Origin of the sequence: Amycolatopsis acididurans (assembly GCF_012328925.1) — a bacterium.
Taxonomy (GTDB): Bacteria; Actinomycetota; Actinomycetes; order Mycobacteriales; family Pseudonocardiaceae; genus Amycolatopsis_E; species Amycolatopsis_E acididurans.
In genome coordinates, this window is the sequence record NZ_JAAXLS010000043.1 from 31479 (window position 1) to 57645 (window position 26167).

Below are 26167 nucleotides of genomic sequence, written 5' to 3' on the forward strand. Positions count from 1 at the left end.
GGCTCACAGTTCCACCAGTCCTTCCCCGAACGGTTCGCCACGCGGACCCGGCGCGACGGCCGGATGCCCGATCGCCACGGCGCCCAGCGGCTGCCACGAAGCGTCCAGCCCCAGCACCTCGCGCACCGGATCGGCCGCGAAGATCGTCGAACCGATCCAGCACGACCCGAGTTCTTCGGCGGCGAGCGCGACCAGCAGGCCCTGCACCGCCGCGCCACCGGCCACCGTGAACATCGTGCGCTCACAGTCGTTGCGGCGCTCGTCGGGATAGGTGTGCGCGCCGTCGGGCACCAGGAACGGCAGCACCACCTCGGGCGCGGTGAACAGGATGTCGCCACGGCTGACGCGTTTCGCGATCTGCTCGCCGGTGAACTCGTCGCCCCGCAGGTCCGCGCGCCATGCCTCACGCATCGCCTCCAGCAGTTTCGTGCGCAGGCCGTGATCGCGCAGCCAGACGAACCGCACCGGATGCGTGTGATGCGGCGCGGGCGCGGTCAGCGCGGACCCCACGGCGCGGCGCAGCGCCGCCGGGTCCACCGGCTCGTCGCTGAACGAGCGCACCGAACGCCGTGCCGGCACCGCCTCCCGGCGACCCTGCGCGATCGCCTCGTTGGCGCCGAGGCGGAACAGGTCCTCCTCGACCGGGCGCACCAGGTTCCGCGCCGTCGAGCCGTCGTCCACAAGGGACATCCCGCGGACGACGGCGACCGGGGTGGCGCGCAGCTTGCCCTTGACAAGGTCCGCCGCGGCGGCGATCTCGTCCGCGACCGCGATCTCGGTGACGAGCAGTTCGTTGCCCTGCTTGTCGACCGCGCCCTCGTAGGAGTGCAGCACCTTCAGCCCGGAGGACCCGATCGCCGCGTCGGTCTGACCGACCCGCCACGCGCGGCCCATCGTGTCGGTGATGACCACGGCGACCTCGACCCCGAGCCGTTCCCGCAGCCCGTTGCGCAGCGCGAGCGCGGACGCGTCCGGATCGGTGGGCAGCAACGCGATCTCGTTGCCTTCCACGTTCGACCCGTCGACCCCCGAGGCCGCCTGCACGATGCCGATCCGGTTCTGCGTGATCAGCGTCCGGTTGAACCGGGCGAGCACGCGCACGGCCTCTTGCTCGACCAGTTTGCGCCGCGCCGCGTCGCGTTCCTCGGGATCGGTGGGCACGCGCATCAGCCTGCCCTCGATCTTCGACACGACCTTGCTGGTCACCACGACGACGTCGCCGGAGCGCAGCCAGCGCGCCGCCGCGGCGATCGCGCCGGTCAGGTCGTCGCCGGGGCGGAACTCCGGCAGGCCCTCGACCGGCAGGATCTCCAGCTTCTCGGCCCAGTGTTCGGACTCAGTCAAGCTCCACTCCGGACAGTTCCAGCGCGGCGCGCGCCATCGCCGCGGTCGCGTCCACATCGGACATCAGCAGCGGCACCGCGCGCACCGCGACGCCAGGCACGTGCACCGTCTCGCCGGGCGCGACCAGCCACCCGTCCAGCAGGCCCGTGTCGGAGGTCTGCCGCGACCCGTAGTGCACGCCGACGGCTTCGGCGGAGGTCTCCACGCCGATCGCGGTCAGGCACTCGTCGGCCATGCCGCGTACCGGCTTGCCGCCGATGATCGGGGAGACGCCGACGACGCCGGCCGCCGTCTTGCGCAGCGCCTCGCGGACACCGGGCACGGACAGCACGGTGCCCACCGACACGACCGGATTGGACGGTGCGAACAACACCGCGTCGGCCTCGGCGATCGCGTCCAGCACACCCGGCGCGGGTGTGGCCTCCTCGGCACCGACCGGGACGATCGAATGCGCGGGCAGCGAGGCGCGGTAACGCACCCACCACTCCTGGAAATGCAGCGCCTTGCGCTGTTCCGGGTTGTCCGGATCGTCCACCACGACGTGGGTCTCGACGCGGTCGTCGGTCATCGGCAGCAGCTTCACGCCCGGCTTCCACCGCGCGCACAGCGCCTCGGTCACCGCCGAGAGCGGATACCCGGCGCGCAGCATCTGGCTGCGGATGAGGTGGGTCGCGATGTCCTTGTCGCCGAGGCCGAACCAGCTGGGCTCGGCGTCGTAGGCGGCCAGTTCCTCCTTGACCACCCACGTCTCGCCCTTGTGCCCCCAGCCGCGTTCGGTGTCGATCCCGCCGCCGAGGGTGTACATGCACGTGTCCAGGTCCGGGGCGATCCGCAGGCCGTGCATCCACACGTCGTCGCCGGTGTTGACCACCGCGGTGATCTCGTGCGGAGAGGAGCCCTCGCCGATCGGGGGGAGCCCGAGAGCGGCCTTCACGCCGAGCAGGAAGCGGGCGCCGCCCACCCCGCCGACAACTACGACAACCTTCACAGGGAGCGATCCTCGCACGCCGGAACCCAGTACCGATACCGATGGTGCTCACCGAAGCCGAGTGCCTCGTACAGGGCCAGCGCCGGCGCGTTGTCCACCGCGACCTGCAGCACGCACCGGGTCGCGCCACGGGCGGCGGCCCATGGTCCGCAGGCCGCCATCAACGCCTTCGCGAGCCCGCGCCTGCGGTGCCCGGGCCGGACGGCGAGCCGCGAGATGTGGAGCAGGTCGCCGGTCATCGCCGCCCGCACCGCGCCGCCGGTGATTTGTGCCACTCCATAGCCGATCTCCCCGGTGGTAAGCACGTGCCGCCGCGCGGGCCCCGGCTCGGTGGTGCCCGCGGTCAGTTCCCACCATGCGGACGTGGGGCGGGACAGAACCTCCGCACCGTCGCAGGGCCCGTCACCGAGCGGGCCGAGGAGTACCGACACCAGGTGCCCGGCGGCGTGACCGGTGTCGGGCACCCAGCCCGCCGCGGCCACCGCGCGTTCGGCCGCGCTGTCCACGATGGTGTGCACGACCGGGGGAATGCCCTGGTCACGGGCGAATTCGCGGACGCGGTCCAGTGCCTGGGGGACCGGCATGCCGGGATCGCCGACCGCCAGCGCGCTGTTCGCGCGCCCGGTGAAACCCCCGGCCGCCCGCAGTCGCCAGTCGCCGATCTTGTCCTCGGTCACCGCCCGCCAGGCGTCCGCGCAGCGAAGTTCCAGGGTTTCGGAAGCGTCCACGAAGGCCATCCTCCCCGAGGAGACCGGTATAAGGGTGCCCTTACCTAGGATTGGACTCGTAAGGCCGCGTAATGTCCGAAGTCGTAGCTGGATCTCATTAACACAGCAGGAGAACGCAGTGACCTACGTGATCGCCGAGCCCTGCGTCGACGTGCTCGACAAGGCGTGCATCGACGAGTGCCCAGTCGACTGCATCTACGAGGGCGACCGGATGCTCTACATCCACCCCGACGAGTGCGTGGACTGTGGTGCCTGCGAGCCGGTGTGCCCGGTGGAAGCTATCTACTACGAGGATGACGTCCCCGACGATTGGTCCGCCTACACCAAGGCCAACGTGGACTTCTTCGACAAGCTCGGGTCCCCCGGCGGTGCGTCCAAGGTCGGCAAGACCAGCGACGACCCGCAGTGGATCAAGGACCTGCCCCCGCAGGGCGAATGAGGTCCGGTAGCACCGCGCTCCCGGATTTTCCCTGGGACTCCCTCGCCGAGGTCAAAGCCACCGCGCACGCGCACCCCGGCGGTGCGGTCGACCTGTCGGTCGGCACGCCCGTCGATCCGGTGCCCGAACCGATCCGTGCGGCTTTGGCCTCGGTTTCGGACATTCCCGGGTACCCCGCGACGCACGGCACGCCCGAGCTGCGTGCCGCGGCCGTCGAGGCGCTGCGCCGCAGGCACGGCATCGAGGGCATCGAGCCCGACGCCGTGCTGCCCACCATCGGGTCCAAGGAGATGGTGGCCTGGCTGCCGAGGCTGCTCGGCCTCGGTCCCGGCGACACGGTGGTGATCCCGGAGCTCGCGTACCCGACCTACGAGGTCGGCGCGCTGCTGGCCGGTGCCTCCGTGCTGCGCGCCGACAGCCTCTTCGCGCTCGGCCCGCAGCGGCCCGCGATGATCTGGCTGAACTCCCCGTCGAACCCGACCGGCCGTGTACTCGGCGTCGACCACCTGCGCAAGGTCGTCGAATGGGCGCGTGCGCGCGACGTGATCGTGGTCTCCGACGAGTGCTACCTGGCGCTCGGCTGGGAGGCCGAGCCACTGTCGATCCTGCATCCGTCCGTGTGCGGCGGCAGCACGCAGGGCCTGCTGGCGGTGCACTCGCTGTCCAAGTCGGCGAACCTGGCCAGCTACCGCGCCGGTTTCGTGACCGGCGACCCTCGGCTCGTCGCGGAACTGCTCGCGGTGCGCAAGCACGCCGGGATGATCGTGCCGCGCCCGGTGCAGGAGGCGATGACCGCCGCGCTGGCCGACGACGAGGCACTCGCCGTGCAGCGGGAGCGCTACGAACGGCGCCGCACGGTCCTGCAGAAAGCCTTGCACCACAACGGTTTCCGGATCGACTACTCGGAAGCCGGGTTGTATCTGTGGGCGAGCAGGGGTGAGGACGCCTGGCAGACCCTCGCCTGGCTCGCCGAGCGCGGCATCCTCGTCGCGCCGGGCACGTTCTACGGCCCGAAGGGCGGGCAGCACGTCCGCGTCGCGCTCACCGCGACCGACGAACGGGTCGAGGCCGCCGCGGAGCGGCTTCAGTAGTCGCTGCCGTTGAGGCCGCGGTAGACGAACCTGGTCAGCGCCTCGATGATCTCTTCGTCGGAGAGGTCGTCGTGGCGCGCCTGGGCGTATCCGTCGATCAGCGTCCACATCATGGCCATGCTGATCTCGGGCCGGGCGGGCAGTGTCGCCACGTGGTCGAGGTGGTTCACGATCTCGGCCGCCTGCCGCGCCGAGTACGCGTCGAGCGCCCGCGCGAAGTCCTCGTTGACCAGCGCCGCCTGCCGCAGTGCTCGCATCGTCGCCTCGTGCTCGCGGTAGACCTTCCAGTACGCGCGCACGTGGAAGCGCACGGCCGCCGGATCCGAGAAGTCCGGATTGTGTTCCTCGCTCGCCGCCCGTTCGTCGCCGGCGGTGTCGATGTCGGCGAGCAGGGCCCGTAGCAGTTCTTCCTTGCCGTCGAAGTGGTTGTAGAAGGAGCCCGCCGCGCGGCCGGCCTCCTTGGTGATGTCGGTGATCTTCGTGCTCAGGTAGCCGCGGGTCGCGAACAACCGCTTGGCCGCGTCCTTCAACGCGGCCTCGGTCTCGGCCGCCTTCTCCTTGCGATTCACGGCACCTCCTTGACGGGGAACGCTAGCAACAGGCAACATGAATCAGAATTCAGTGAATGGAGATTCAGCAATGAGGGTGCTGATAGGGGGAGCCGGACCGACCGGGCTGACACTGGGCATCGATCTCGCGCGGCGAGGTGTCGACGTGCGCGTGGTCGACAAAGCGACCGAGTACTTCGCCGGTTCGCGAGGGGACGGGCTGCAGCCGCGCACGCTGGAGGTGTTCGACGACCTCGGCGTGCTCGATGCCGTACTGGCCGCCGGGGCGCCGCCCGCGCCCGTGCACGTCTACCTCGACGGGAAGTTCGCCATGGAGCGGCGGATCAGCGAGCCGCGCGAGGCGAGCCCGGACGTGCCGTATCCGAACCCGCACATGCTGGGCCAGTCGCAGACCGAGGGGATCCTGCGGGACCGGCTCGCGGAGTTCGGGGTCCGGGTGGAACCGGCCAGCGGGCTGACCGGCTTCACGCAGGACGCCGACGGGGTGACGGCGACGCTCGCGACCGGCGAGGTCGTGCGCGCCGACTACCTGGTGGGCGCGGACGGCGGTGCGAGTTTCGTGCGCAAGACCCTCGGCATCGAGTTCGAGGGCACGACCGACGAGTCGATCCGGATGTGTCTCGGCGACGTCGCGGCCGAACTCGATGCGGGCCACGCGTACCGGTTCGCCAAGGAGACCGACCCGATGACCGGCGTCGTGCTGAGCCCGCTGCCGGGCACGGATCTGTTCCAGTTCGCCCTGCCCCGAAGCGACGCCGAGCCCTCGCTGGACTCGCTGCGTGACGCGCTGGCCGCGGTGGGCGCCGACGTCCGGCTGACCCGCCTGGCGTGGAGCACGATCTGGCGGCCGAACGTGCGGCTCGCGAAGCGGTTCCGCGACGGGCGGGTCTTCCTGGCGGGCGACGCCGCGCACGTGCACCCGCCGACCGGCGGGCAGGGGCTCAACACCGGTGTGCAGGACGCCTACAACCTGGGCTGGAAGCTCGCCGACGGGTCACCCGAACTGCTCGACAGCTACGAGACCGAGCGGCGCGGCGTCGCGGCGGCGGTGCTGGGGCTGAGCACCGGCCTGCTGCGCAAGTACACCGACGGCGACCAGGACGCGTTCAAGCGCGGCGAGGAATTCCATCAGCTGAACATCACCTACCGGACCACGGACGGCTTCCTGGTGCCGGGCGACCGTGCACCGGACGCGCCGGTGATCGACGAGAGTGGCAAGGAAATGCGGCTGTTCGACCTGTTCCGCGGGCCGCACGCCACGCGGCTCGTGTTCGGCGAACCCGCACCGGCCGAACCGCACGCGTACGCGGTGCTCCGCCCTGGCCGGTCCGCGCCCGGGCCGTACGTGACCGACGCCGCCGGACACGCGTTCACCGCGTACGGCGCGTCCGACGGTGACGAGTTCGCGATCCGTCCGGACGGCTATGTGGCGTAGGGCTCAGCGGGGGTGCAGACCGTCCACAATGACCGCGACGATCGTGTGCACGCGCTTGTCCCACTCGGATTCCGGGATCCGCGACAACGCGCCCAGCAACAGGATCACGTCGGCGGCGTCGACGTCCTCGCGCACCTGGCCGGCGGCTTTTCCCTTGTCGAGCAACGTCTCGAGCGCTTCGTCCAGCCGGTGATGGTGGTCGGAGTAGAGGTCGTGCCACACCGACGCCTCGATCGCCGCCATGACACCGCGTTTGACCCGCGCGTACTCGACCAGCCGCGCCAGCCATCCGGTCAGCGCCCGAATCGGGGTGTGGTCCGCCAGTAGTGGCGCGACGGCGTCGACGAGCTGGGTCAGCTCGTGCCGGTAGACCTCGGCCAGCAGGTGCTCGCGCGTCGGGAAGTGCCGGTACAGCGTCCCCTGTCCGACGCCGGCCGCCTTGGCGATCGCGTGCAGTTTCAGCTCCGCGACGGCGCCGTTGGACTTGCTCAGCTCGGCCCGCGCGATCTCGACGATGCGGTCACGGTTGGCGATCGCGTCCGACCGCGGCATGGCACGACTCCTTCCCCGCCGGACTAAGCGGACAACTGTCCGGTACTGTCGGAACCGGTAACCGGACAGTTGTCAGCTTAGGGCAGGAGACATTCCGATGAGCGGATTGGACAGCAAGGTCGTCGCCATCACCGGAGCCAGCAGCGGTATCGGCGCGGCGACCGCGCGGGAGCTGGCGGGCCGCGGCGCCGCCGTCGTGCTGGGCGCCCGGCGCACCGATCGGCTCGGCTCGCTCGTGGCGAGCATCCAGGCCGGCGGCGGCCGCGCGGAGATGCTGGAGGTCGACGTGACCAGGCGGTCGGATCTCGAACGGCTGGTGGCGCTGGCCGTGGACCGGTTCGGGCGCCTCGATGTGCTGGTGGGCAACGCCGGAGTCGCCCGCACGGCGCCGATGGCCGCCCTCGACGTCGACGACTGGGACGCGATGATCGACGTCAACCTGCGCGGTGTGCTGCACGGCATCGCCGCGGCCCTGCCGGTGTTCCGCGAGCAGGGCCACGGGCACTTCGTGACCACCGTCTCGACGTCCGGGCTGAAGATCGTGCCGACGCAGGCGGTCTACGCGGGCACCAAGAACGCCGTCCGCACACTGCTCGAGGCGCTGCGCCAGGAGTCCACCGACGGCGTGCTGCGCACGACCTCGATCTCGCCGGGATACGTCCGCACCGAACTCGTCGACTACATCGGCGATCCCGGGCAGCGCGAGCAGGCGCAGCAGACGATGGCGGCGCTGGGCATCGATCCCGGCGCCGTGGCGCGCGCCATCGCCTTCGCCATCGAGCAGCCGGAGGACGTCGAGATCGGCGAGATCACCATCCGGCCGGCCCGGCAGGGCTAGTCGTTGGCGTGCAGGGCGGCGTTGAGCTCGACCGTGGCGCCCTCGCGGGCCACGACCTCGACCGAGCCCGTCGCGGAGTTGCGGCGGAACAGCGCGTTCGAGATGCCCGACAGCTCGCGGGCCTTCAGCGAGCGGCCCTCGACGATCACCTTCGTGCCCGCGGTGACATACAGCCCCGCCTCCACGACGGAATCGTCGCCCAGCGAGATGCCGACGCCGCCGTTCGCGCCGATCAAGCAGCGTTCGCCGAGCGAGATGACTTCCTTGCCGCCGCCGGAGAGGGTGCCCATGATCGACGCGCCGCCGCCGACGTCGGTGCCGTCACCGACCACGACACCCGCGGAGATACGGCCCTCGACCATCGAGGCGCCGAGCGTGCCGGCGTTGAAGTTGACGAACCCCTCGTGCATCACGGTGGTGCCACTGGCCAGGTGCGCCCCGAGGCGTACCCGGTCGGCGTCGCCGATGCGCACCCCGGTCGGCGTCACGTAGTCGACCATGCGCGGGAACTTGTCGACGCTGTAGACGGTGACGTGCCCGCGCGCCCGCAGCCGCAGCCGCAGCCGGGTCGCCTCGAAGCCCTCGACCGGGCAGGGCCCGTGGCTGGTCCAGACGACGTTGGACAGCAGGCCGAAGATCCCGTCCAGGCTCTGCCCGTGCGGCTGCACGAGCCGGTGCGAGAGCAGGTGCAGGCGCAGGTACACGTCGTGCGCGTCGGCCGGTGCCTCGGCGAGACGGCCGATCGTGGTGCGCACGGCGACGACCTCGACTCCCCGGTCGGTGTCGGGGCCGAGCAGCCCGGCCGCGGCCTCGCCCAGCGCCTCGACGGCCTGTTCCCTGGACAGCCGCTCGGTGCCTGCGGTGCCCGCATCGGCCAGCTTCGGGTGCGGGAACCAGGTGTCCAGCACGGTGCCGTCGTCGGTCACAGTGGCCAGCCCGACGCCGTACGCGCCGGTGGTCTCTGGGTTCGGGGTCGCTTCACTCACGCAACTACCGTAACCGAGCCCGGATCAGCCGGTGGCGAGCTGGGTGTCCACGATCTGCTTGATGTCGCGCAGCGTGTTCGCGATCTCGGTCAGCGTCTGCGAGCAGGGGTTACCGGGCGTGGCGACGGAATCGCAGTGCGCGTCCCGGTACTCGCCGACGTGCTTGTCCAGCGCATCTGCGAGCGGGATCAGGTTGGGGTGCTTCGAACCGGCCTGCGCGCGCACCATGCCGACCGTGCTCGCCAGTTCGGTCACGTACTTCTGGCAGCCCTTGGGCAGCTGGGTGTCCGGCGTGAGGAAGCACTGGTCGGTGGTGTACACCCGCAGTTTCGTCGCGAGCGCCTCCGGAGTGTCCGCCTGCTGCGGGCCGCCGCCCTGCGGGGTCGGGCCTGCCTCGTTGCCACAGCCCGCCAGCACGAGCGCGAGGGCCAGGACTCCAAGCGTCTTCCGCATGCGCACGAGTGTCACCGTACGCTCCAGGTATGGAGCACCTTGACCTGGCAGCCGATCCCGTGGACCTGACCTGCGCGCTCGTGGACATCCAGAGCGTATCGGGCGAAGAGGCGGCGATCGCCGACGCGGTGCAGGCGGCGCTGGCGGGGCTCGGGCATCTCGAGGTCGTGCGCGACGGGGACGCCGTGCTGGCGCGCACCAACCTCGGACGGCCGTCGCGGGTGATCCTCGCCGGGCACCTCGACACGGTGCCGGTCAACCAGAACCTGCCGGTTCGCCGCGAGGACGGCGTACTGCACGGACTGGGCACAGTGGACATGAAGGGCGGCGACGCGGTGTTCCTGCACCTGGCCGCCACGCTGCCCGAGCCGCGGCACGACATCACGTTCGTCTTCTACGACTGCGAGGAGGTCGAGGCCGTGCGCAACGGGCTCGGCCGGATCGAGCGCGAGCGGCCGGAATGGCTGCGCGCGGACCTGGCGATCGTCGGCGAGCCGTCGAACGCGGTGATCGAGGCAGGCTGCCAGGGCACGATGCGGGTCGAGTTGCGGTTCGCGGGCCGCCGCGCGCACACCGCGCGGGCCTGGATGGGCGTCAACGCGATCCACGCGCTGGCCGAGCCGATGCGGCGGCTGGCCGAGTACGAACCGCGCGATGTGGACATCGACGGGCTGACCTATCGCGAAGGCCTGCAGGCGGTGCGGGTCTCGGGCGGTGTCGCCGGCAACGTCGTGCCCGACGAGGCGGTGCTGACCGTGAACTTCCGCTTCGCCCCGGACCGCACGCCGGAGCAGGCGGAAAAGCATGTGCGCGAGGTATTCGACGGTTTCGAACTGTCCGTTGTGGACTCTTCGCCCGGAGCGCTGCCCGGCCTGTCCGAGCCGGCCGCGGCGGAACTGGTGCGCGCCGCCGGCGGCAAGGCCGCGGCGAAACTCGGCTGGACGGACGTGGCGCGCTTCGCCGCGCTGGGCATGCCGGCGGTGAACTTCGGCCCCGGGGACCCGACGCTGGCGCACACCCGCGAGGAACATGTCAAGACCGCGGAGATCCGGCAGGTGGCGGGGATCCTGCGGGAGTTTCTCGCCTGAGGACAGCCTCGGCGACGCGGCGAGAAACCTGTTCGCGCTGTCGGTAACCTCGGTGAGGTGACGATGGACGAAACCGACGAAGCCGCCGAGTACCCGGAGCACCCGCGCGAGAAGCACCGGGGGCCCGTCGTGCTGCGGCGGGGCAGGCGGGTCGAGGACAGCACCACCGACCAGCGCCTGCTGGATTCGCGCGGGCCCAGCGACTGGGTGCACACCGATCCGTGGCGCGTGCTGCGCATTCAGGCCGAGTTCGTCGAAGGGTTCGGGGCGCTGGCCGAGGTGCCCCGCGCGGTCACCGTCTTCGGCTCCGCGCGCACGCCACGCGACCATCCCGAGTACGAACTCGGCCGCCGCATCGGGGCGGGCCTGGCCGAGGCCGGCTTCGCGGTGATCACCGGCGGCGGGCCCGGTTCGATGGAGGCGGTCAACCGCGGCGCGTCGGAAGCGGGCGGGCTGTCGGTGGGGCTCGGCATCGAGCTTCCCTTCGAGCAGGGCCTCAACCCGTGGGTCGATCTCGGGGTGAACTTCCGGTATTTCTTCACCCGCAAGACGATGTTCATCAAGTACGCGCAGGCGTTCATCTGCCTGCCAGGCGGCTTCGGCACACTGGACGAGTTGTTCGAGGCACTGACTCTGGTCCAGACCAAGAAGGTCACGAAGTTCCCCGTCGTCCTTTTCGGACGGTCCTATTGGGGCGGGCTGTACGACTGGGTCAAGAGTTCGGTGTTCGCCGAGGGCAAGATCGGCGAAAAGGACCTCGCCCTGCTGCACGTGACCGACGACGTCGACGACGCCGTGCACATGGTGCAGGAGTCGTACAAGGCATGGGAGGACACGCACTAGATGCGCCGGATCTGTGTTTTCTGTGGATCGTCGACCGGCAAGGACCCGGTGTACGCCGAACGTGCGACCGCGCTGGGCAAGCTGCTCGCCGGGCGCGGGATCGGATTGGTGTACGGCGGCGCGAGCGTCGGGCTGATGGGCGCCGTCGCGGACGGCGCGCTCGCCGGGGGCGGTGAGGTCATCGGCGTGATCCCGCAGCACCTCAAGCGGGTGGAGATCGCGCACGCGAACCTCACCGAGCTGCACGTGACCGCCGACATGCACGAACGCAAGGCCAAGATGGCCGAGCTGTCCGACGGCTTCCTCGCGCTGCCCGGCGGCGCGGGCACGCTGGAGGAACTGGCCGAGATCTGGACCTGGGCGCAGCTGGGCCTGCACCGCAAACCGCTGGGCCTGGTCGACGTCGCCGGCTACTACCGGCCGCTGCACGAGTTCGTGGACCACATGGTCACCGAAGGCTTCCTCAAGCAGGAGCACCGCGACCTGCTGTTCGTCGACGAGGACCCGTCGGCCCTGCTCGACGCGTTCGCCGCCTACGAGCCGCCGACCGCCCCGAAGTGGGTTTGAGTTGCGGTAATAAGCGGCGGAGCCGCTTGCTGTGCGGGCGGCGGCTGGCACCGCCACCCGCACCGCTACGCAAGCCGAGTCTTCGTAATCTCTAAGCCGCTTCGCCGGGGCGTTTGTGGTAGCGGTCGACGTACTCGGCGCCGGAGAGTTCCAGGATCGCGTACATGATCTCGTCCGTCACGGCGCGGCGGATCGCGGGCGAGGTCTCCATGCCCTCGTAGCGGGTGAAGTCCAGCGGCTCGCCGAAGCGCACCGTCACCTTCGCCGGCCTGGGCAGCTTCTTGCCGATCGGCAGCATCTTCTCGGTACCGGACAGCGCGACCGGCACCACCTTCGCCCGGGTGGCGAGCGCGAGCGCGCCGACGCCGGTGTGCCCTCGGTGCAGGCGCCCGTCGAGCGAGCGGGTGCCCTCGGGGTAGATGCCGAACGCGCCGCCCTGCTCCAGCACCTTGCGCGCCGCCTCGAGCGCGGCCATTCCGGCCATCGCGTTGCCCCGTTCGACCGGCACGTAGTGCAGTGCCCGCAGGAATCCCGCGATCAGCCGGGCCTTGGGTGATCTGCCGGTGAAGTATTCGGCCTTCCCGAGGAAGGAGACCGGGCGCGGCGTGACGATCGGGATCACGAAGGTGTCCACCGCGGCACGGTGGTTCGCCGCGATGATCACCGGCCCGGTCAGGGGCACGTTGTCCGCTCCGTGAACTTCCGGCCGGTAGACCAGGCGCGCCAGCGGTGCCAGCACCAGCCGGATCAGCAGGTGTAACAAGACTCCTCCAGACTGTCGCTCCCAGTCTGGCACGAAACGCCACCCCCGGTGCCGGACCTGCTCCATCCGGACGAGCACGTCACACTAGATTGGAGCAGGTGACGACCGCGCTGATCTACCTCGTAGTCATGCTGCTCGTGGCGGCGGTGGTGTTCCTGCTCGCCGCCGTCGTGTTCGGTCGCGGTGAGGAACTGGCGCCGTTGCCGCCGGGCAGTTCACCGACCAGACTGCCCGTGCGCGACATCACCGGCGAGGATGTGCAGTCGGTGAAGTTCCAATTGGTGCTGCGTGGTTACAAGATGTCCGAAGTGGACTGGGTGGTGCGCCGTCTCGGCGACGAGATCGACACGTTGCGTGCACGACTCACGGAGCTGGAAGCGGAACGAGAGAAGTCTCGATGACGGATCTGGTCTTCTCGGTCGACGTGCGCGCGCCGGCGGGCACGACGTGGCTCGCGCTCACCGACTGGCCCCGCCAGCACGAATGGATGATCGGCACCGAGGTGCACGTGGTCTCCGGCGACGGCCGCAGCGTCGGCTCGCGGATCGCGGCGTTCACCGGCCTGCGCGGTGTCGGTTTCACGGACACGATGGAGATCACCGCGTGGGAGCCGCCGGTGCGCTGCACGGTGCGTCATCTGGGCAAGCTGGTGCGCGGCAGCGGTGCGTTCCACGTGCACGCCAAGGGCCCGCAGGAATCCACGTTCGTCTGGTCGGAAAGCCTCGACCTGCCCTTCGGCGCGGTCGGCAAGCTGGGCTGGCCCGCCGTCAAACCGGCCTTCGCGCTGGGGCTGCGGCAGTCGCTGCGCCGGTTCGCCCAGTTCGCCGAGAACTACTCGATGGGAGCGTGATGAGCGAACTGCTCGGCACCGACGGCGTCGCCCGCTGCCCGTGGGGCAACTCCGCACCCGACTACGCCGTCTACCACGACACCGAATGGGGCGTGCCGCTGCGCGGACAGAACGCGCTGTACGAACGGCTGTCGCTGGAGGCGTTCCAGTCCGGTTTGTCGTGGCTGACGATCCTGCGCAAGCGCGAGGGCTTCCGCAAGGCGTTCGCCGGGTTCGAGGCGGAGAAGGTCGCCGAGTTCACCGACGACGACGTGGCACGGCTGATGGCGGACGCCTCCATCGTGCGGAACCGGGCGAAGATCCTGGCCGCGATCACCAACGCGCGGGCGATCGCGGAGCTGGACCGGCCTTTGGACGAGCTGCTGTGGTCGTTCGAGCCGTCCGGCGGGCGTCCCCGCCCGGCGGCCCTGTCCGACGTCCCCGCGATCACGCCCGAGTCGAAGGCGATGGCGCGTGAGCTGAAGAAGCGCGGGTTCGCCTTCGTCGGGCCCACCACGTGCTACGCGATGATGCAGGCCACCGGCATGGTCGACGATCACATCGAGGGCTGTTTCCGCGCCGTTTGACGCACCAGCGTGGGCGGTGACCATCGCCCGATGGTGCTAGTACCTTCTCGGCTTCTGGTCCGCGGCCGGGAACGGCAGGGTTCGCCGCATGCCCCGACTACTCGCGACTCGCGGTGCCCGCCGGTGGGCGATCGCTGTGATCGTTTCGCTCGTACTGGTCCTGACCTGCGCGTTCGTCCTCTACCGCGTCGCCAACTCGCGCACGTTCCAGTTCTTCGGCGAACTCGTCGACCGCGTCGAGACCACGGAGAAGGTCGTCGCGCTGACCTTCGACGACGGCCCCGATCCCGCGGGCACCCAGGCCGTGCTCGACGTGCTGGCCGCCGAGCACGTGCCCGCGACGTTCTTTCTCGTCGGCCGTGACCTCGCCGCCAATCCCGGTCTCGGCCGCCGGATCGCGCGAGCGGGGCACGAGATCGGCAACCACACCTACTCGCACGAACGGATGGTGCTGGTGACGACGGGCCGGGTCGCGCGCGAAGTCGAATCGACCGACGAGCTGATCAGGGTGACCGGCTATGCCGGTGAGATCCTGTTCCGCCCGCCCAACGGCAAGAAGCTGCTCGCGCTGCCGCACTACCTCGCCGATCACGGGCGCAAGACGATCATGTGGGACGTCGAGCCGAATTCCGACCCCGACGTGGACCGCAGCGCGGCCGCGACGGTGAGCTACACGGTCGGGCGCGTGCGTCCCGGTTCGATCGTGGTGCTGCACGCGATGTACGCGGGACGGCAGGCGACCCGCGACGCGCTCGGCCCGATCATCGACCAGCTCACGCAGCGCGGCTACCGGTTCCTGACCGTGTCACAGCTGATCGCGGAAGGCGCGCGGTGACCACCCACTCGCCGTCGTGCGCCCCCGCGGTCAGGCTGCCGCCCAATGCCCGCACGTCCTGCTCGAGACTCGTCAAACCGAAGCCGGTACGGCCGGTCGCCGTGGTGGCGTTGCGTGCGGTGATCTCCACGACGGCGGGCCCGGCCTCGACCGAGAAGCGCAGCCGGACGCCGGGGCCGTTGTGACGCAGGGCGTTCGTGGCGACCTCGGCCACCACGCGCTCGGCGGCCGGTCGCGCCCGCCCGCCGAGTGCGCTCAGATCCGGATCGCCGTCGAGCACCAGTCCCGCCGTCCGCAGCTGGGCGAGGACGGCGGCCAGGTCCGGGGGCGCATCCCCGGCTTCGAGGTCGCGCAGGGTCCGGCGGACGAGGGTCAGCGCGCCGCGGCCCGCCGACACCAGGGTGTCGAGGCGTTCACGGTCGGCGTCGGACAGGTTGCCGACCGCGCGCAGGGTTTCGGCCTGCACGAGCATCACCGCCGTGGTCTGGGCCAGCGTGTCGTGCAGGCTGCGCGCGGCGCGTTCGGTGCGATCGGCGAGCTGCCGCCGCCGTTCGGCGCCCATCAACCAGGCCATCACGCAGACGGCGACCGCGAGCAGCGAGCCGTCGAGCGGTCCTTTCGCCGGGAACACGGCGATTGCGAGCGCGGCGGTCGCCGGCGCGGCCAGCCAGATCCCGGGCACGGCGTACAGCGCGACGAGCATCGGGACGTACACCAGGTTGCGTGGTTCGATCGCGAAATGCGCGACCGTGGCACCCGTGATCACGACGAGCGCCCGGCCGGGGTGCCGTCGCGTCAGCAGCGGCAGAACCTGCGCCGCCGTGAGCAGTGCGCCGGCCGGGCCCTGCTGCGGGGACCAGGAACCGGACGCGATCAGGATCGCGGTCACGATCGCCGCCGTGGCAAGACGTTGACGCATGTGCCGACAGTAGAGTGCCGCCATGATCAGGGTGCTCGTCGGCGACGATCACGCGCTCGTCCGCGAAGGGCTCGCACTCGTGCTCGGCGCGCGCGACGACATCGACGTGGTCGCGCAGTACGCGAGCGGGGAGGACCTGCTCGCCGCGGACGCCGTCGCCGACGTCGTGTTGCTCGATCTCTACTTGCCGGGTCTGGACGGGATCGAGGTGCTGCGGCGGATCCGGCGGCGCGGGCCCGAACCGAAGGTGCTGATGCTGACCACGATCGGCAGGCCGCGCGAGATCAGGCGGGCGCTGGCCGAGGGCGCGGCCGGTTTCGTGCTGAAGGACTCGACGGGAGACGAGCTGGTCGCGGCCGTCCGCGCGGCGGCCGCCGGGATCACCGCGATGACCCCGGCGGCCGCGGCGGTGCTCTCCGCGTCGGCCGCCGCGACCCTCACCCCGCGCGAACAGGACGTGCTGGCGCTGCTGGGCCAGGGCATGACGAACCGCGACATCGCCGCCGAGCTGCGGCTGGCGGAGCGGACCGTGAAGGTGCACGTCGGCAACGTGCTGGCGAAGCTCGGCGTGACGAGCAGGACCCAGGCCGCGCTGCTCGCCACCCGCTCGGCAGGGACTCCCTCAACCGGGTGAGGGAGTCCCTGCCGGCATCACTTGCCCCGGAACTCGGGTTTGCGCTTGGCGACGAAGGCCTCCACCGCCTCGCGGTGATCGGCGGTCGCGCCGAGTGCGGCCTGCGCGGCTTCCTCGGCCGCCAGCGTGTCCTCCAGCGTCGCCCGCGCGCCGACGCCGAGCACCTCCTTGATCTTGGCGTAGGCGACGGTCGGGCCCGCCGCGAGTTTCGCCGCGATCGCGTGCGCGCGGACGGCCAGTTCGTCGTCCACCACGACCTCGCTGACCAGGCCGAGCCGCAGCGCCTCCTGCGCGTCGACGGTGCGGGCCAGCAGCATCAGCTCGGCCGCGCGCCCGTAGCCGACGAGCCGCTGCAGCGTCCACGCCGCGCCCGAGTCGGGGCCGAGGCCGACGTTGGCGAAGGCCATCAGGAAGTTCGACGACGCCGCGGCCAGCCGCAGATCGCACGCGTAGGCGAAGGCCGCGCCCGCACCGGCCGCGGGGCCGTTGACCGCCGCGACGACCGGCTTGGGCATGTCGACGATGGTGCGCACGATCGGGTTGTAGTGCTCGGCGACGGTGCGCAGCGGCGCGGTGTCGCCCGCCTGCAGGAGCCCGACGTGCTCCTTGAGGTCCTGGCCCGCGCAGAACGCCTTCCCGGCACCGGTCAGCACGACGGCCCGCACGTCAGCGGTCTCCGCGGCATCGCGCAGCGCTGTGAGCAGGCGTTCCTTCAACTCGGTGGTGAGCGAGTTGTAGGCCTTCGGGCGGTTCATGGTCAGCGTCCGTACGCCGTCGGCGTCGGCGGTCAGCAGGACGTCCTCGGTGCTCACTGGTCTCCTCCTGGTATATGGGTGGCTTGCGAGCCGCATACCAGCACCTATGCAAACACGAAAAGATCGGTCCGCGTTCGCGTGCCCATGTTGATGAGGGAGAATGGCGCATGACACCCGGTTGGCTTGAGCAAGCGCGACCCGGGCGCGCCGGTTGATACGGAGGGAGCACGCTATGGCGGCCATGAAGCCCCGGACCGGAGATGGTCCCCTCGAAGTGACGAAGGAGGGGCGGGGCCTCGTGATGCGCGTTCCGCTCGAGGGTGGCGGGCGACTCGTCGTCGAGCTGTCGGCCGAGGAGGCCAAGGATCTGGGAGTCGCATTGCAGGAGGCGACCAGCTGACGTTTTCCGTATGGCCTGTCCACATCGGCTGAGGACGCTCGGCCGATCCTTCGCCGTCCCCACTGGAGATGTTGCTCGATGGCGCGGTTCCCTCTGCCGTCCTTGCCCAGCCGTTTGATCGATATCGAGGTCGCCGACACCGGCCGGCGCGGTGCGCCGACAGCGGTGCTGGTGAACTCCGACGGTGCCGAGGTGGGTGGGCTGCGCCATCCGGGCAAGACCGGTGAGGTCCGCGAGGTGTCCGACGGCGGGGTGCGCTGGCTGGTCGGCGTCGGCGCCGGAGCCGCGAAGGACTGGCGTGCCGCGGGCGCGGCGCTCGTGCGCGCGGTCGGCGCGGACGCGGACAAGCCCGTCAAGGCGGTCCAGGTCGAACTGGGGCCCGACGTGAACGGCGAACAGGTCGGCGAGCTGGCGATGGGCGCCTGGCTGGGCGGCTACCGGTACAAGGTCAGCGCGGAGGGCGAACGCGGTTCGCTGCGGACGTTGCGGCTGCTGACCCCGCACGAGCGCGCGGTACCCGCCTACGACGAGATGCTCCGCCGGGTGCGCGAGCTCGCCGAGGCCGCCACGCTGGCGCGCGATCTGGCCAACACGCCCTCGAACATCAAGAACCCGGAGTGGCTCGCCGACACCGCGCTGCGCGTCACCGAGGGCCTCGCCGGGGTGCGGGCCACGGCATACGACGAGAAGTGGCTCGCCGAACAGGGCTTCGGTGGGGTGCTCGCCGTGGGCGGTGGTTCGGCCAGCCCGCCGCGGCTGATCGAGCTGACCTACCGGCCACGCGGGGCCACGAAACACCTGCTGCTGGTCGGCAAGGGCATCACGTTCGACACCGGCGGCCTGTCGATCAAGCCCGCCGCCGGAATGCACCTGATGCGCACCGACATGGCAGGCGGTGGCGCGGTCATCGCGGCGCTGCGCGCGATCGCGGCGCTGCGGCTGGACGTGCGGGTCACCGCGCTCGTGCCGGCGGCGGAGAACCACGTGTCGGGCAGCTCCTACCGGCCCGGTGACGTCGTGCGGCACTACGGCGGCATCACCACGGAGGTCGGCAACACCGACGCCGAGGGCCGCATGGTCCTGGCCGACGCGCTCGTCTACGGCATCCGGCGCTTCCGTCCCGACGCGGTCGTGGACGTGGCGACGCTGACCGGTGCGATGAAGGTCGCGCTCGGCACCCGCATCGGCGGCCTGTTCGCGAGCGAGGACGAGCTGGCCAAGCGCGTGCTGGCGGCGGGGGAGCGGGCAGGCGAGGCGTGGTGGCGGATGCCGCTGCTGGCGGAGCACGTCGAGGCGGTCCACGGTGAACTGGCCGACGTGCGGCAGGCCCCCGGTGGTCCCGGCGGCATCACGGCGGCGCTGTTCCTGCGCGAGTTCGTCGACGACGTGCCGTGGGCGCACATGGACATCGCCGGTCCGGCGCGGGCCGAATCGGCGTACGCGGACGTGGTGCCCGGTGCGACCGGGTTCGCGGCACGGACGCTGGTGGAGCTGGCGGCGTCCTACGCCTGAGCCAGCACGTGGTCGCGGAAGGCGCGCACCGCGGGCGTGAACCGCTCCGCGGCGGGCCACACCAGCCCGATCGTCCGGGTCACCTTGGGCGACAACGGAATCTCCACCACGTTCGCGGGCCGCGACGGGCCGAACTTCGGTAGCAACGCCACCCCGAGCCCGGCGGCGACGAGCCCGCGCACGGTGTCCGACTCCTGCCCTTCGAACGCCACCCGCGGTTCGAAGTCCGCTTCGGCGCACAGGTCGTCGGTGATCTGCCGCATGCCGTAGCCGTGTTCGAGCATCACGAAGTCCTCGTCGGCCAGTTCGGTGAACCGGACGCGCCGCCGCTGTCCGAGCCGATGCCCTTCCGGGACGCACAGCAGCAGCTCCTCCGCGATCAGCGCCCGTCCGGACAGCTCGGGATGATCCGCGGGCATGGGCGCCACCAGCGCGAGATCGGCCGCGCCTTCGGCGAGCCGGTCCACGACGTGCTGGCGCGAACCCTGCACCAGGGTGAACCGGACTCCCGGCTGCCGCGCCCGGAACTCGCGCACCAGCCGGGGCACCAACTGCCTGCCGAGCAGGTGCTGGAACCCGAGCACGACGTGCCCGCTGGCGGGTTCGATCTCCTCCCGTGCCTGCCGCGCGCCCGACTCGACGACCGCGAGCGCCCGGGCCGCGGATTCGGCGAGCATGGTGCCCGCCCTGGTCAGCCGGATTCCGCGGCCGGCGGGCATGGTCAGCGGCGCGCCCAACTGCTCGGCGAGCGCGGCCAGCCGGCGTGAGACCGTCGGTTGCGGCACACCCAGCGCCTGGGCCGCCCGGGTGATGTTGCCGGTTTCACGAAGTGTGGCCAGCAGGGCCAGATTCGGCGCCAGTTCGGTGGCGAGCCGCTGGTCGACGGCCTCCTCGCGCGATTCATCCACCACGGTATGAATGCTCCCATATGGCTGTATTAGACGTATTGGTTAGCTCGGCTTAGCGTCGATGTCGTGACCGCTGACCTGCTAGTTCCCGTCCGAACCGACACCAGGCGCGTCAAGGTCGCCGTCGCCGCCGCCGGAATTTCCTCGTTCGCGTTGCTCTACGCGCCGCAACCCGTCCTGCCGCAGCTCGCGGCCCAGTACCACCTCGATCCCGGCGGTGCGTCGCTCGCGGTCAGCGTCGCGACGGGAGCGCTCGCGATCGCGGTGCTGCCGATCGCGGCGTTGTCGGAGATCGTCGGGCGGCGGCCGGTCATCATGACCTCGGTGATCGCGAGCGCGGCGCTCGGATTGCTGCTTCCCGTCGCACCCACCTACTCGGTACTGCTGGTGCTGCGCGCGCTGCAGGGCATCGCGATCGCGGGCTTCCCCGGCGTCGCGGCCGCCTACCTGGTGGAACAGCTCGGCAAGACGGGCGTGGCCGCCGCGGTCGGCGCGATGATCGCGGGCAACTCGGTCGGCGGGATGCTGGGCAGGCTCTCCGCGGGCTTCAGCGCCGACGCGCTCGGCTATCACGGGGCGCTCACCGTCGTCGCCGTCGTGGGCCTGATCTTCTCGATGATCACCGTCTTCGCCCTGCCTCCGGCGCCGCCCCGCGAGCCCGCGCGGAACCCGCTGAAGAAGGCGCTCACGGGGGTGGGCTCGGCGCTCGCCAAACCGGTGCTGCTGGCGCAGTACGCGGTCGCCCTGCTCGCGATGGGCGCGTTCGTGGCGATGTACAACGCGGCCGGATTCCGGCTGACCGGTCACCCGCTCGACCTCTCGCCCGCGATCGCCTCGCTGGTCTTCCTCTCCTACGCGATGGGCTCGGTCTCCTCGGCGACCGTGGGCAGGCTCGTCGGCCGGTTCGGGCGGCTTCGCGCGGCGGTCGGCGCCCTGCTGGTCACGGCGATCGGCGTGCTGCTGACGCTGCCGGACTCGCTGCCCGTGGTGATCGTGGGCTTCCTCGTGCTGACGGGCGGTTTCTTCGCGGCGCACGCGGTCGCCAACGGCTGGACCGCCGCCGAGGCACCCGCCGACGCACGCGGCCAGGCCTCCGGCACCTACACGCTGACCTACTACCTCGGCAGCAGCATCGGCGGCACCGCGGGCAGCGTGATCTACGCGCACGCGGGCTGGAGCTGGCTCTCCGCCGCGACCGTGGCGTGGCTGGTGCTCGCGATGGCCGTGGTCAGCGTGGTCGCCCGGCCGAGGCGAGCGGCGGCAGCGCGATGAGCACGGGCGCGGACCAGTCCGGTGCGATGTCCAGCTCCACGTCCCGGTGGTGCAGGGGGCTGCCGGGACTCACCCGGACCGGTTCGCGCGCCGCGCCCGCGACGCTGCGGGCGGGCAGCAGCTGCGCCTCGGTTCCGTCACGGGCGGGCAGTGCCGTCGCCAGCACCCAGTAGGCGCCCGGCGGCACGTCGGTGAGCAGGTAGTCGCCGCTCTCGCCGAGCAGCGAACCGCTCACCGGGTAGCCGCGGGCGCTGCGGCGTGGGAACAGCCCGACGTAGATCGCGGCGGCCTCGCCGAGCAACGCCAGCGCGGCCGGGCTCAACCGCACCGACCCGGTCACCATGCCGCCGCCACGCGCCCGGCCCGGCACGATGACCGGTCGCGGCGGGAAGTCCGCCAGCACGTCCGGCAGCCGCCGGAACTCCACCGGACTGCGGCCGACGGCGGCGGTGAACCGGGCGGTGAACGTGCCGATCGAGGTGAACCCGACGGCGTCGCACACGTCGATGACCCGCTCGTCGGTGGTCAGCAGCAGGCGTTTGGCGAGCTGGAACCGGTGCGCGCCCAGGAACTGCCCCGGCGGCTGGCCGAGCTGGCGTTCGAAGGAGCGTGCCAGGTGGTAGGGGCTGTAACCGACGTGGTCCGCGACATCGCGCAGCGTGATCCGTTCGCCGCAGCGGCGGGCCAGGAACCGGGCGGCTTCGACGACGGCTTCGCGCATGGCACCTCGCTACGAGCGAACGGCGGCGACCAGCAGTCCGTGCCCCACGGGCAGTACCGAGGGAACGAGGCGCTCGTCCTCCCGCACCGCGCGAGCCAGCTCACGCGCGGCGAGCGCACCCGGATCGCGCCGGGTGGCCTCGGAGCGCGGTGCCAGCACGCCGTGGAAGGCGATCACGCCACCCGGCCGCAGCAGGTCGACACCAAGGGAATGGTAGCCCGGGTACTCGACGAGAGCGGCGTCCACGAACACCAGGTCGTAGCCGCCGGTCGTCAGCCGGGGCAGCACGTCCAGCGCGCGGCCCATGATCAACCGGGTGCGGCCCTGCGGGTAGCCGGCCTCGAGGAACGTCTTGCGGGCGGTGCGGTGGTACTCGGGCTCGATGTCGATGGAGGTCAGCACGCCGTCGGCGGCCATTCCGCGCAACAGGTACAGACCGCTGACCCCGGTGCCGGTGCCGATCTCGACGACCGCACGCGCGCACAGGCTGGTGGCCAGGAAACACAACGCGGACCCGGCAGAGGGGGCGAGCGCGGCACAGCCCAGCTCGCCGGCGCGGCCGCGGGCGGCAAGCAGCGTGTCGTCGTCCGGCAGGTAGCCGTCCAGGTGGCCGCCGACGTAGGTCTCCGAGGTCACGCCGGAGAGATTACTGCTGGTCGTCGCCAAAGCGGCGCAAGACGTGCACACTTCTCTCAGGTGGTTCTCAGTGCGATCTCACTACACACATAAGGAGAGCGGCGAAGCTACGTCTTGAGGATGGGAACACAGCGTGGATCAACCACGTTGGACCAAGCAGTAGGGAGACCAGCCTGATGGAGGTGCCTTCCCAGCCGATGCAGAAGAGCCCGATGAAGGAGCAGGCCGAGGGTCGTCCGGTGACGGTCGACGACGCCGAATGGACGCCGCCGTCGTGGGACGAGGTCGTGCGGGAGCACGCCGACCGGGTCTACCGGCTGGCGTACCGGCTCACCGGTAACACGCACGACGCCGAGGACCTCACCCAGGAGACCTTCATCCGGGTGTTCCGTTCGCTGGCCTCGTACAAGCCAGGCACCTTCGAGGGCTGGCTGCACCGCATCACCACCAACCTGTTCCTGGACATGGCCCGCCGCCGTTCCCGCGTGCGGATGGAAGGCCTGCCGGAGGACACCGACCGCATCGTCGGCGACGACCCCAGCCCGGAGCAGGTGTACAGCGAGACGCACCTCGACCCGGACCTGCAGGACGCGCTCGACGAGCTGCCCCCGGAGTTCCGCGCGGCCGTCGTGCTGTGTGACGTCGAAGGCCTCTCCTACGAGGAAATCGGCGCCACGCTCGGGGTTAAGCTCGGAACCGTGCGCAGCCGGATCCACCGTGGCCGGCAGGCGCTGCGTGCGTCGCTCGAACGGCGGCGCGCGGTGAAACAGGAATCCGTGGAGGCTTCCGCATGACCGATCCGCGAGGCTGGGGTCCCTTCTCCGAATCGCACCTCATGCCAGACGCAGTCGTCGCCTTCGTCGACGGCGAGCTGTCGCTGGGTGCGCGGGATCGGGCCGCTTCGCACATCGCCCGGTGCCCGAACTGCACTGCCGAGGTCTCGGCCCAGCGTCAGGCCCGTGCGGCGGTCAAGCGTGCGAACGCGCCGAGCATGTCGGCCGGTTTCCTGGCGAGCCTGCGCGCGATCCCGCAGCACACCGATCTTCCCACCACGCCGGACAACCTCGCGGTGACCAGCGACGGTCAGCTCGTCGCCATCCAGCGGCCCGACCGGGTCGCCGGGCTTCGTGAGATGCCCACGTCGCTGGGCTCGTCCAGTCCGCTCGGTTCGAGCACCCCGCTGGGCAACGGGTCCGCGGTACTCAACTCGCACCGGTCCGTACGCCGCCGTGCCGCCCAGGGCGCCGGTGTGGTCGTCTCGGGCCTTGTGCTCAGCGCGCTCGCGATCGTCGCGACCTCCAGCGGAGGCGGCGGCACCGCGCAGGTCAACCAGCAGCCGGGCGGGGGCACGCCTGGCGTGCTGCGCGCGCAGTTCGGCAGCCAGCAGCAGCCCGCGGCGCCGACCACGACCACCACCACGACCACCACCACGACCTCACCCGCTGCCCCTGGCCGGAGCCGCTGACGTCGGCTTCACTGCCGGGACGGAACAATCGGTGGCGTATCGTCGCGCCGAGCGATCAGCACAGTCCGTCTACGCCGGGGGACCATGAGTCAGCCGAACACGCCCGAGGAGAACTCGCGGGAGCCGCGCCTCGCGCCGCGGCCCTTGGACCGTCCTCCGGTGGATCCCGCGCAGGCCGCCACGTTCGGCAGGCCGCGTGGGGTCGAGGGCGCCTTCGACAAGCTCTACGCGCCCGGGTCCCGCAACGGCGAACAGGTGATCACCAAGCCGCCGGCGCCGGAGTCGCTGGCCGAGGCGTTCGGCAGGCCGCAGGGCGCGGAGGACGTGCTGTTGCAGCGGCCGGGCGACGATTCCGGCCGGCCCAAGGGGGCCGCTCCCGAGTCCCCGATGTGGACCACATCCTCCGATCCGTGGCGCGATCCCGGTGCGCCCGCCGTGCTCGGGGGGCCGGCACTGGACGCGGACGACGACGCCGAGGACGACGACGAGCGTCCGCGCGGGCCGTTGCTGTCGTTGCCGGAGATGCTGTTCGGGCGGCGTGTGAAGCCCACCGCGCTGGCCTTGCTGGGCGTGGTGTGCCTGCTGATCGGTGCGGTCGGCGGGCTCGTCGGCTGGGGCATCGCGCGCGCGGGCAGTTCGCTGACCGGCAGCGCGACGATCTCCGAAGCCCAGGCGGGCAAGGAGCGCGCGCCCGGTTCGATCGCCGAGATCGCGCACCGGGTGGCACCGGCGGTGGTCTCGATCGAGGTCGTGTCCGGCGAGTCCGGCAGCGTCGGGTCCGGCGTGGTGATCGACCCGAAGGGCTACGCGATCACGAACAACCACGTCATCTCGATGGCCACCTCGGATCCGCAGGCCAAGATCACCGCCGTGTTCACCGACGGCACGCGGGCGCAGGCCCAGGTCGTCGGTACCGATCCCAAGACCGACCTCGCCGTGATCAAGGTGGGGGTGTCGAACCCGACGGTGTTGCAGGTGGGCAAGTCCGCGAATCTCCAGCCCGGCGATTCGGTGATCGCCATCGGTTCGCCGCTGGGGCTGCAGAACACCGTGACGTCGGGCATCGTCAGCGCGCTGCACCGGCCGGTCACCGCGCAGGGCGAGAACGGTCAGCCGCCGGTCACCTACGACGCGATCCAGACCGACGCCCCGATCAACCGGGGCAACTCCGGTGGTGCGCTGGTGGACTCGACCGGGGCGCTGGTCGGGATCAACTCCTCGATCCGCACCGACAGCGGTGACTCGGGGCAGGGCGGCGGCAGCATCGGCATCGGCTTCGCGATCCCGGTCGACGACGCGATCAAGATCGCCCGGGAGCTGATCAGCAACGGTCAGGTCAAGCACGCCGACATCGGCATCAACGCGGCGTCGGTCGCGGCGGAGACGTCGGAGGGAGCGCAGGTGCTCAACGTCGCCGACAACGGTCCGGCGGCGCGGGCGGGTATCGCCGAGGGCGACGTGATCACCAAGGTCGGTGACCGGACGGTGCGCAACGCGGCGGAGCTGACGGTCGCGGTGCGCGCGCACAACATCGGCGAAGTGGTACCGGTTCAGCTCGTCAGGCAGGGGCGGCCCCTTGTCCTTGACGTAACCCTGGGTTCCGATTAGCCGGGGTAGTCTGGTCTGGTTCGCGAGAAGGCGGAGGTTGACTGGTGTTCGAAAGTGTCGGCTGGGGCGAGATCCTGGTCCTGATCGTCGCCGGTCTGTTCATCCTCGGCCCGGAGAGGCTGCCGGAGGCGGCGTCGTGGCTGGCCCAGAACGTGCGCAAGGTGCGTGATTTCGCGACCGGCGCGCGCGACCAGCTGCGTGAGGAGATGGGCCCGGAGTTCGAGGAGTTCCGCAAGCCCCTGGAAGATCTGCGGCAGCTGCGAAACTTCGACCCGCGCCGCGCGATCACGAACCACCTCTTCGACGGCGACCCGGATCCGCTGGGCCTGAACGGCACAAGCGGCGGCAGCACCAAGCCCAACGGCTACCCCGCCCCAGCCGCCAAACCAGACCCCCTGAAAC

General features: G+C 71.0%; 32 protein-coding genes. 19 read left to right on the forward strand and 13 right to left on the reverse strand.

From position 1 onward, the window contains the following. Positions 1-3 precede the first annotated feature (3 nt). From HFP15_RS33810 to HFP15_RS33820, 3 genes are read right to left on the reverse strand one after another with little or no spacing between them, the layout of a single operon-like run. A complete protein-coding gene (locus HFP15_RS33810; RefSeq protein ID WP_168521112.1) occupies positions 4-1401 on the reverse strand; it encodes a coenzyme F420-0:L-glutamate ligase in 1398 nt (465 codons plus the stop codon). Then, positions 1337-2332 (reverse strand): 2-phospho-L-lactate transferase, encoded by a 996-nt coding sequence (cofD, locus tag HFP15_RS33815; RefSeq protein ID WP_168521114.1) that lies wholly within the window; start codon positions 2330-2332, stop codon positions 1337-1339. The genes HFP15_RS33810 and cofD overlap by 65 nt, the downstream gene beginning before the upstream one ends. Beyond that, the gene (locus tag HFP15_RS33820) at positions 2329-3060 is read right to left on the reverse strand and encodes a GNAT family N-acetyltransferase (protein WP_168521116.1); all 732 of its coding nucleotides are present in this window, start codon (positions 3058-3060) and stop codon (positions 2329-2331) included. Before HFP15_RS33820 ends, cofD begins: the two co-directional genes overlap by 4 nt. Before the next feature lie 118 nt (positions 3061-3178). Here HFP15_RS33820 and fdxA point away from each other — a divergent pair, with 118 nt between their 5' ends. Both fdxA and dapC read left to right on the forward strand, forming a co-directional pair. Beyond that, entirely contained in the window at positions 3179-3499 is a 321-nt protein-coding gene (fdxA, locus tag HFP15_RS33825) for a ferredoxin (RefSeq protein ID WP_168521118.1), read from the forward strand. Next, a complete protein-coding gene (dapC, locus tag HFP15_RS33830; RefSeq protein WP_168521120.1) occupies positions 3496-4590 on the forward strand; it encodes a succinyldiaminopimelate transaminase in 1095 nt (364 codons plus the stop codon). The genes fdxA and dapC overlap by 4 nt, the downstream gene beginning before the upstream one ends. Here dapC and HFP15_RS33835 read toward each other — a convergent pair. Further along, a complete protein-coding gene (locus HFP15_RS33835; RefSeq protein WP_446680261.1) occupies positions 4584-5159 on the reverse strand; it encodes a TetR/AcrR family transcriptional regulator in 576 nt (191 codons plus the stop codon). The two genes, dapC and HFP15_RS33835, sit on opposite strands and share 7 nt — an antisense overlap. 70 nt (positions 5160-5229) lie before the next feature. Between HFP15_RS33835 and HFP15_RS33840 the strand changes: the two genes are divergently transcribed. Then, a complete protein-coding gene (locus HFP15_RS33840) occupies positions 5230-6594 on the forward strand; it encodes an FAD-dependent monooxygenase (RefSeq protein ID WP_168521124.1) in 1365 nt (454 codons plus the stop codon). A gap of 3 nt (positions 6595-6597) precedes the next feature. On the opposite strand, the gene HFP15_RS33845 is transcribed toward HFP15_RS33840, so the two are convergent. After that, positions 6598-7146, reverse strand: a complete 549-nt coding sequence (locus HFP15_RS33845) for a TetR/AcrR family transcriptional regulator (protein WP_168521126.1) — start codon at positions 7144-7146, stop codon at positions 6598-6600. A gap of 97 nt (positions 7147-7243) precedes the next feature. Here HFP15_RS33845 and HFP15_RS33850 point away from each other — a divergent pair, with 97 nt between their 5' ends. Continuing rightward, a complete protein-coding gene (locus HFP15_RS33850; protein ID WP_168521128.1) occupies positions 7244-7984 on the forward strand; it encodes an SDR family oxidoreductase in 741 nt (246 codons plus the stop codon). On the opposite strand, the gene dapD is transcribed toward HFP15_RS33850, so the two are convergent. Beyond that, positions 7981-8970: a 2,3,4,5-tetrahydropyridine-2,6-dicarboxylate N-succinyltransferase gene (gene dapD, locus HFP15_RS33855; RefSeq protein WP_168521130.1), complete on the reverse strand. Its 990-nt coding sequence runs from the start codon at positions 8968-8970 to the stop codon at positions 7981-7983. The two genes, HFP15_RS33850 and dapD, sit on opposite strands and share 4 nt — an antisense overlap. 24 nt (positions 8971-8994) lie before the next feature. After that, entirely contained in the window at positions 8995-9423 is a 429-nt protein-coding gene (locus HFP15_RS33860; protein ID WP_168521132.1) for a hypothetical protein, read from the reverse strand. Positions 9424-9452: 29 nt separating this feature from the next. Here HFP15_RS33860 and dapE point away from each other — a divergent pair, with 29 nt between their 5' ends. From dapE to HFP15_RS33875, 3 genes are all read left to right on the forward strand, one after another. Continuing rightward, the gene (gene dapE / locus HFP15_RS33865) at positions 9453-10511 is read left to right on the forward strand and encodes a succinyl-diaminopimelate desuccinylase (protein WP_168521134.1); all 1059 of its coding nucleotides are present in this window, start codon (positions 9453-9455) and stop codon (positions 10509-10511) included. A 63-nt stretch (positions 10512-10574) separates the two neighbouring features. Beyond that, complete coding sequence (locus HFP15_RS33870) at positions 10575-11354, forward strand: LOG family protein (protein ID WP_168521179.1); 780 nt, start codon at positions 10575-10577, stop codon at positions 11352-11354. Continuing rightward, positions 11355-11921 (forward strand): LOG family protein, encoded by a 567-nt coding sequence (locus HFP15_RS33875; RefSeq protein WP_168521136.1) that lies wholly within the window; start codon positions 11355-11357, stop codon positions 11919-11921. A gap of 91 nt (positions 11922-12012) precedes the next feature. On the opposite strand, the gene HFP15_RS33880 is transcribed toward HFP15_RS33875, so the two are convergent. Then, positions 12013-12684 carry a lysophospholipid acyltransferase family protein gene (locus tag HFP15_RS33880; RefSeq protein ID WP_168521138.1) on the reverse strand — a complete coding sequence of 224 codons (672 nt, stop codon included), beginning with the start codon at positions 12682-12684 and terminating at the stop codon, positions 12013-12015. Between the two features lie 98 nt (positions 12685-12782). Here HFP15_RS33880 and HFP15_RS33885 point away from each other — a divergent pair, with 98 nt between their 5' ends. The 4 genes from HFP15_RS33885 to HFP15_RS33900 all read left to right on the forward strand — a co-directional run bounded on the left by HFP15_RS33885 (position 12783) and on the right by HFP15_RS33900 (position 14935). Next, positions 12783-13085 carry a DivIVA domain-containing protein gene (locus tag HFP15_RS33885; RefSeq protein WP_168521140.1) on the forward strand — a complete coding sequence of 101 codons (303 nt, stop codon included), beginning with the start codon at positions 12783-12785 and terminating at the stop codon, positions 13083-13085. Further along, positions 13082-13534, forward strand: coding sequence for an SRPBCC family protein (locus HFP15_RS33890; protein WP_168521142.1), 453 nt, complete (start codon positions 13082-13084; stop codon positions 13532-13534). Before HFP15_RS33885 ends, HFP15_RS33890 begins: the two co-directional genes overlap by 4 nt. Beyond that, positions 13534-14100, forward strand: coding sequence for a DNA-3-methyladenine glycosylase I (locus HFP15_RS33895; RefSeq protein ID WP_210718216.1), 567 nt, complete (start codon positions 13534-13536; stop codon positions 14098-14100). Before HFP15_RS33890 ends, HFP15_RS33895 begins: the two co-directional genes overlap by 1 nt. Before the next feature lie 88 nt (positions 14101-14188). Then, the gene (locus tag HFP15_RS33900; RefSeq protein WP_210718217.1) at positions 14189-14935 is read left to right on the forward strand and encodes a polysaccharide deacetylase family protein; all 747 of its coding nucleotides are present in this window, start codon (positions 14189-14191) and stop codon (positions 14933-14935) included. Here HFP15_RS33900 and HFP15_RS33905 read toward each other — a convergent pair. Next, positions 14874-15854 carry a sensor histidine kinase gene (locus HFP15_RS33905; RefSeq protein WP_168521146.1) on the reverse strand — a complete coding sequence of 327 codons (981 nt, stop codon included), beginning with the start codon at positions 15852-15854 and terminating at the stop codon, positions 14874-14876. The two genes, HFP15_RS33900 and HFP15_RS33905, sit on opposite strands and share 62 nt — an antisense overlap. Positions 15855-15876: 22 nt before the next feature. Between HFP15_RS33905 and HFP15_RS33910 the strand changes: the two genes are divergently transcribed. After that, positions 15877-16488: a response regulator transcription factor gene (locus HFP15_RS33910; RefSeq protein WP_168521148.1), complete on the forward strand. Its 612-nt coding sequence runs from the start codon at positions 15877-15879 to the stop codon at positions 16486-16488. A gap of 17 nt (positions 16489-16505) precedes the next feature. On the opposite strand, the gene HFP15_RS33915 is transcribed toward HFP15_RS33910, so the two are convergent. Beyond that, complete coding sequence (locus HFP15_RS33915) at positions 16506-17300, reverse strand: enoyl-CoA hydratase-related protein (RefSeq protein ID WP_168521150.1); 795 nt, start codon at positions 17298-17300, stop codon at positions 16506-16508. A 175-nt stretch (positions 17301-17475) separates the two neighbouring features. Between HFP15_RS33915 and HFP15_RS33920 the strand changes: the two genes are divergently transcribed. Then, positions 17476-17643, forward strand: coding sequence for a DUF3117 domain-containing protein (locus HFP15_RS33920; protein ID WP_081617745.1), 168 nt, complete (start codon positions 17476-17478; stop codon positions 17641-17643). Positions 17644-17721: 78 nt separating this feature from the next. Continuing rightward, the gene (locus HFP15_RS33925; RefSeq protein ID WP_168521151.1) at positions 17722-19155 is read left to right on the forward strand and encodes a leucyl aminopeptidase family protein; all 1434 of its coding nucleotides are present in this window, start codon (positions 17722-17724) and stop codon (positions 19153-19155) included. On the opposite strand, the gene HFP15_RS33930 is transcribed toward HFP15_RS33925, so the two are convergent. Beyond that, positions 19146-20066, reverse strand: a complete 921-nt coding sequence (locus HFP15_RS33930) for a LysR family transcriptional regulator (RefSeq protein WP_168521153.1) — start codon at positions 20064-20066, stop codon at positions 19146-19148. The genes HFP15_RS33925 and HFP15_RS33930 overlap by 10 nt on opposite strands. 63 nt (positions 20067-20129) lie before the next feature. On the opposite strand from HFP15_RS33930, the gene HFP15_RS33935 reads away from it, so the two are divergent. Continuing rightward, positions 20130-21335 (forward strand): MFS transporter, encoded by a 1206-nt coding sequence (locus HFP15_RS33935; protein WP_312871884.1) that lies wholly within the window; start codon positions 20130-20132, stop codon positions 21333-21335. Here HFP15_RS33935 and HFP15_RS33940 read toward each other — a convergent pair. Both HFP15_RS33940 and HFP15_RS33945 read right to left on the reverse strand, forming a co-directional pair. Continuing rightward, positions 21292-22056, reverse strand: coding sequence for a helix-turn-helix transcriptional regulator (locus HFP15_RS33940; RefSeq protein WP_168521155.1), 765 nt, complete (start codon positions 22054-22056; stop codon positions 21292-21294). The genes HFP15_RS33935 and HFP15_RS33940 overlap by 44 nt on opposite strands. A 9-nt stretch (positions 22057-22065) precedes the next feature. Beyond that, a complete protein-coding gene (locus HFP15_RS33945; RefSeq protein ID WP_168521157.1) occupies positions 22066-22692 on the reverse strand; it encodes an O-methyltransferase in 627 nt (208 codons plus the stop codon). A gap of 176 nt (positions 22693-22868) precedes the next feature. Here HFP15_RS33945 and sigE point away from each other — a divergent pair, with 176 nt between their 5' ends. The 4 genes from sigE to tatB form a co-directional block, all read left to right on the forward strand. Then, positions 22869-23486 carry an RNA polymerase sigma factor SigE gene (gene sigE, locus HFP15_RS33950; RefSeq protein ID WP_168521159.1) on the forward strand — a complete coding sequence of 206 codons (618 nt, stop codon included), beginning with the start codon at positions 22869-22871 and terminating at the stop codon, positions 23484-23486. Further along, positions 23483-24157, forward strand: a complete 675-nt coding sequence (locus HFP15_RS33955) for an anti-sigma factor family protein (protein WP_168521161.1) — start codon at positions 23483-23485, stop codon at positions 24155-24157. The genes sigE and HFP15_RS33955 overlap by 4 nt, the downstream gene beginning before the upstream one ends. A gap of 84 nt (positions 24158-24241) precedes the next feature. Further along, positions 24242-25765: a S1C family serine protease gene (locus HFP15_RS33960; RefSeq protein WP_168521163.1), complete on the forward strand. Its 1524-nt coding sequence runs from the start codon at positions 24242-24244 to the stop codon at positions 25763-25765. 44 nt (positions 25766-25809) lie between these two features. Then, positions 25810-26167, forward strand: a 358-nt coding sequence (gene tatB, locus HFP15_RS33965) for a Sec-independent protein translocase protein TatB (protein WP_168521165.1), incomplete at its 3' end; no start/stop codon positions are given.

Bases quoted from the DNA above. Each gene is read 5' to 3' on its own strand.
- HFP15_RS33810 (WP_168521112.1), bottom strand. From the start codon at position 1,401: ATGTGGACGCGACCGCGGCGATGGCGCGCGCCGCGCTGGAACTGTCCG.
- dapC (WP_168521120.1), top strand. From the start codon at position 3,496: ATGAGGTCCGGTAGCACCGCGCTCCCGGATTTTCCCTGGGACTCCCTC.
- HFP15_RS33840 (WP_168521124.1), top strand. From the start codon at position 5,230: ATGAGGGTGCTGATAGGGGGAGCCGGACCGACCGGGCTGACACTGGGC.
- HFP15_RS33845 (WP_168521126.1), bottom strand. From the start codon at position 7,146: ATGCCGCGGTCGGACGCGATCGCCAACCGTGACCGCATCGTCGAGATC.
- HFP15_RS33850 (WP_168521128.1), top strand. From the start codon at position 7,244: ATGAGCGGATTGGACAGCAAGGTCGTCGCCATCACCGGAGCCAGCAGC.
- HFP15_RS33860 (WP_168521132.1), bottom strand. From the start codon at position 9,423: ATGCGGAAGACGCTTGGAGTCCTGGCCCTCGCGCTCGTGCTGGCGGGC.
- dapE (WP_168521134.1), top strand. From the start codon at position 9,453: ATGGAGCACCTTGACCTGGCAGCCGATCCCGTGGACCTGACCTGCGCG.
- HFP15_RS33870 (WP_168521179.1), top strand. From the start codon at position 10,575: ATGGACGAAACCGACGAAGCCGCCGAGTACCCGGAGCACCCGCGCGAG.
- HFP15_RS33875 (WP_168521136.1), top strand. From the start codon at position 11,355: ATGCGCCGGATCTGTGTTTTCTGTGGATCGTCGACCGGCAAGGACCCG.
- HFP15_RS33890 (WP_168521142.1), top strand. From the start codon at position 13,082: ATGACGGATCTGGTCTTCTCGGTCGACGTGCGCGCGCCGGCGGGCACG.
- HFP15_RS33895 (WP_210718216.1), top strand. From the start codon at position 13,534: ATGAGCGAACTGCTCGGCACCGACGGCGTCGCCCGCTGCCCGTGGGGC.
- HFP15_RS33900 (WP_210718217.1), top strand. From the start codon at position 14,189: ATGCCCCGACTACTCGCGACTCGCGGTGCCCGCCGGTGGGCGATCGCT.
- HFP15_RS33905 (WP_168521146.1), bottom strand. From the start codon at position 15,854: ATGCGTCAACGTCTTGCCACGGCGGCGATCGTGACCGCGATCCTGATC.
- HFP15_RS33910 (WP_168521148.1), top strand. From the start codon at position 15,877: ATGATCAGGGTGCTCGTCGGCGACGATCACGCGCTCGTCCGCGAAGGG.
- HFP15_RS33920 (WP_081617745.1), top strand. From the start codon at position 17,476: ATGGCGGCCATGAAGCCCCGGACCGGAGATGGTCCCCTCGAAGTGACG.
- HFP15_RS33925 (WP_168521151.1), top strand. From the start codon at position 17,722: ATGGCGCGGTTCCCTCTGCCGTCCTTGCCCAGCCGTTTGATCGATATC.
- HFP15_RS33940 (WP_168521155.1), bottom strand. From the start codon at position 22,056: ATGCGCGAAGCCGTCGTCGAAGCCGCCCGGTTCCTGGCCCGCCGCTGC.
- sigE (WP_168521159.1), top strand. From the start codon at position 22,869: ATGGAGGTGCCTTCCCAGCCGATGCAGAAGAGCCCGATGAAGGAGCAG.
- HFP15_RS33955 (WP_168521161.1), top strand. From the start codon at position 23,483: ATGACCGATCCGCGAGGCTGGGGTCCCTTCTCCGAATCGCACCTCATG.
- HFP15_RS33960 (WP_168521163.1), top strand. From the start codon at position 24,242: ATGAGTCAGCCGAACACGCCCGAGGAGAACTCGCGGGAGCCGCGCCTC.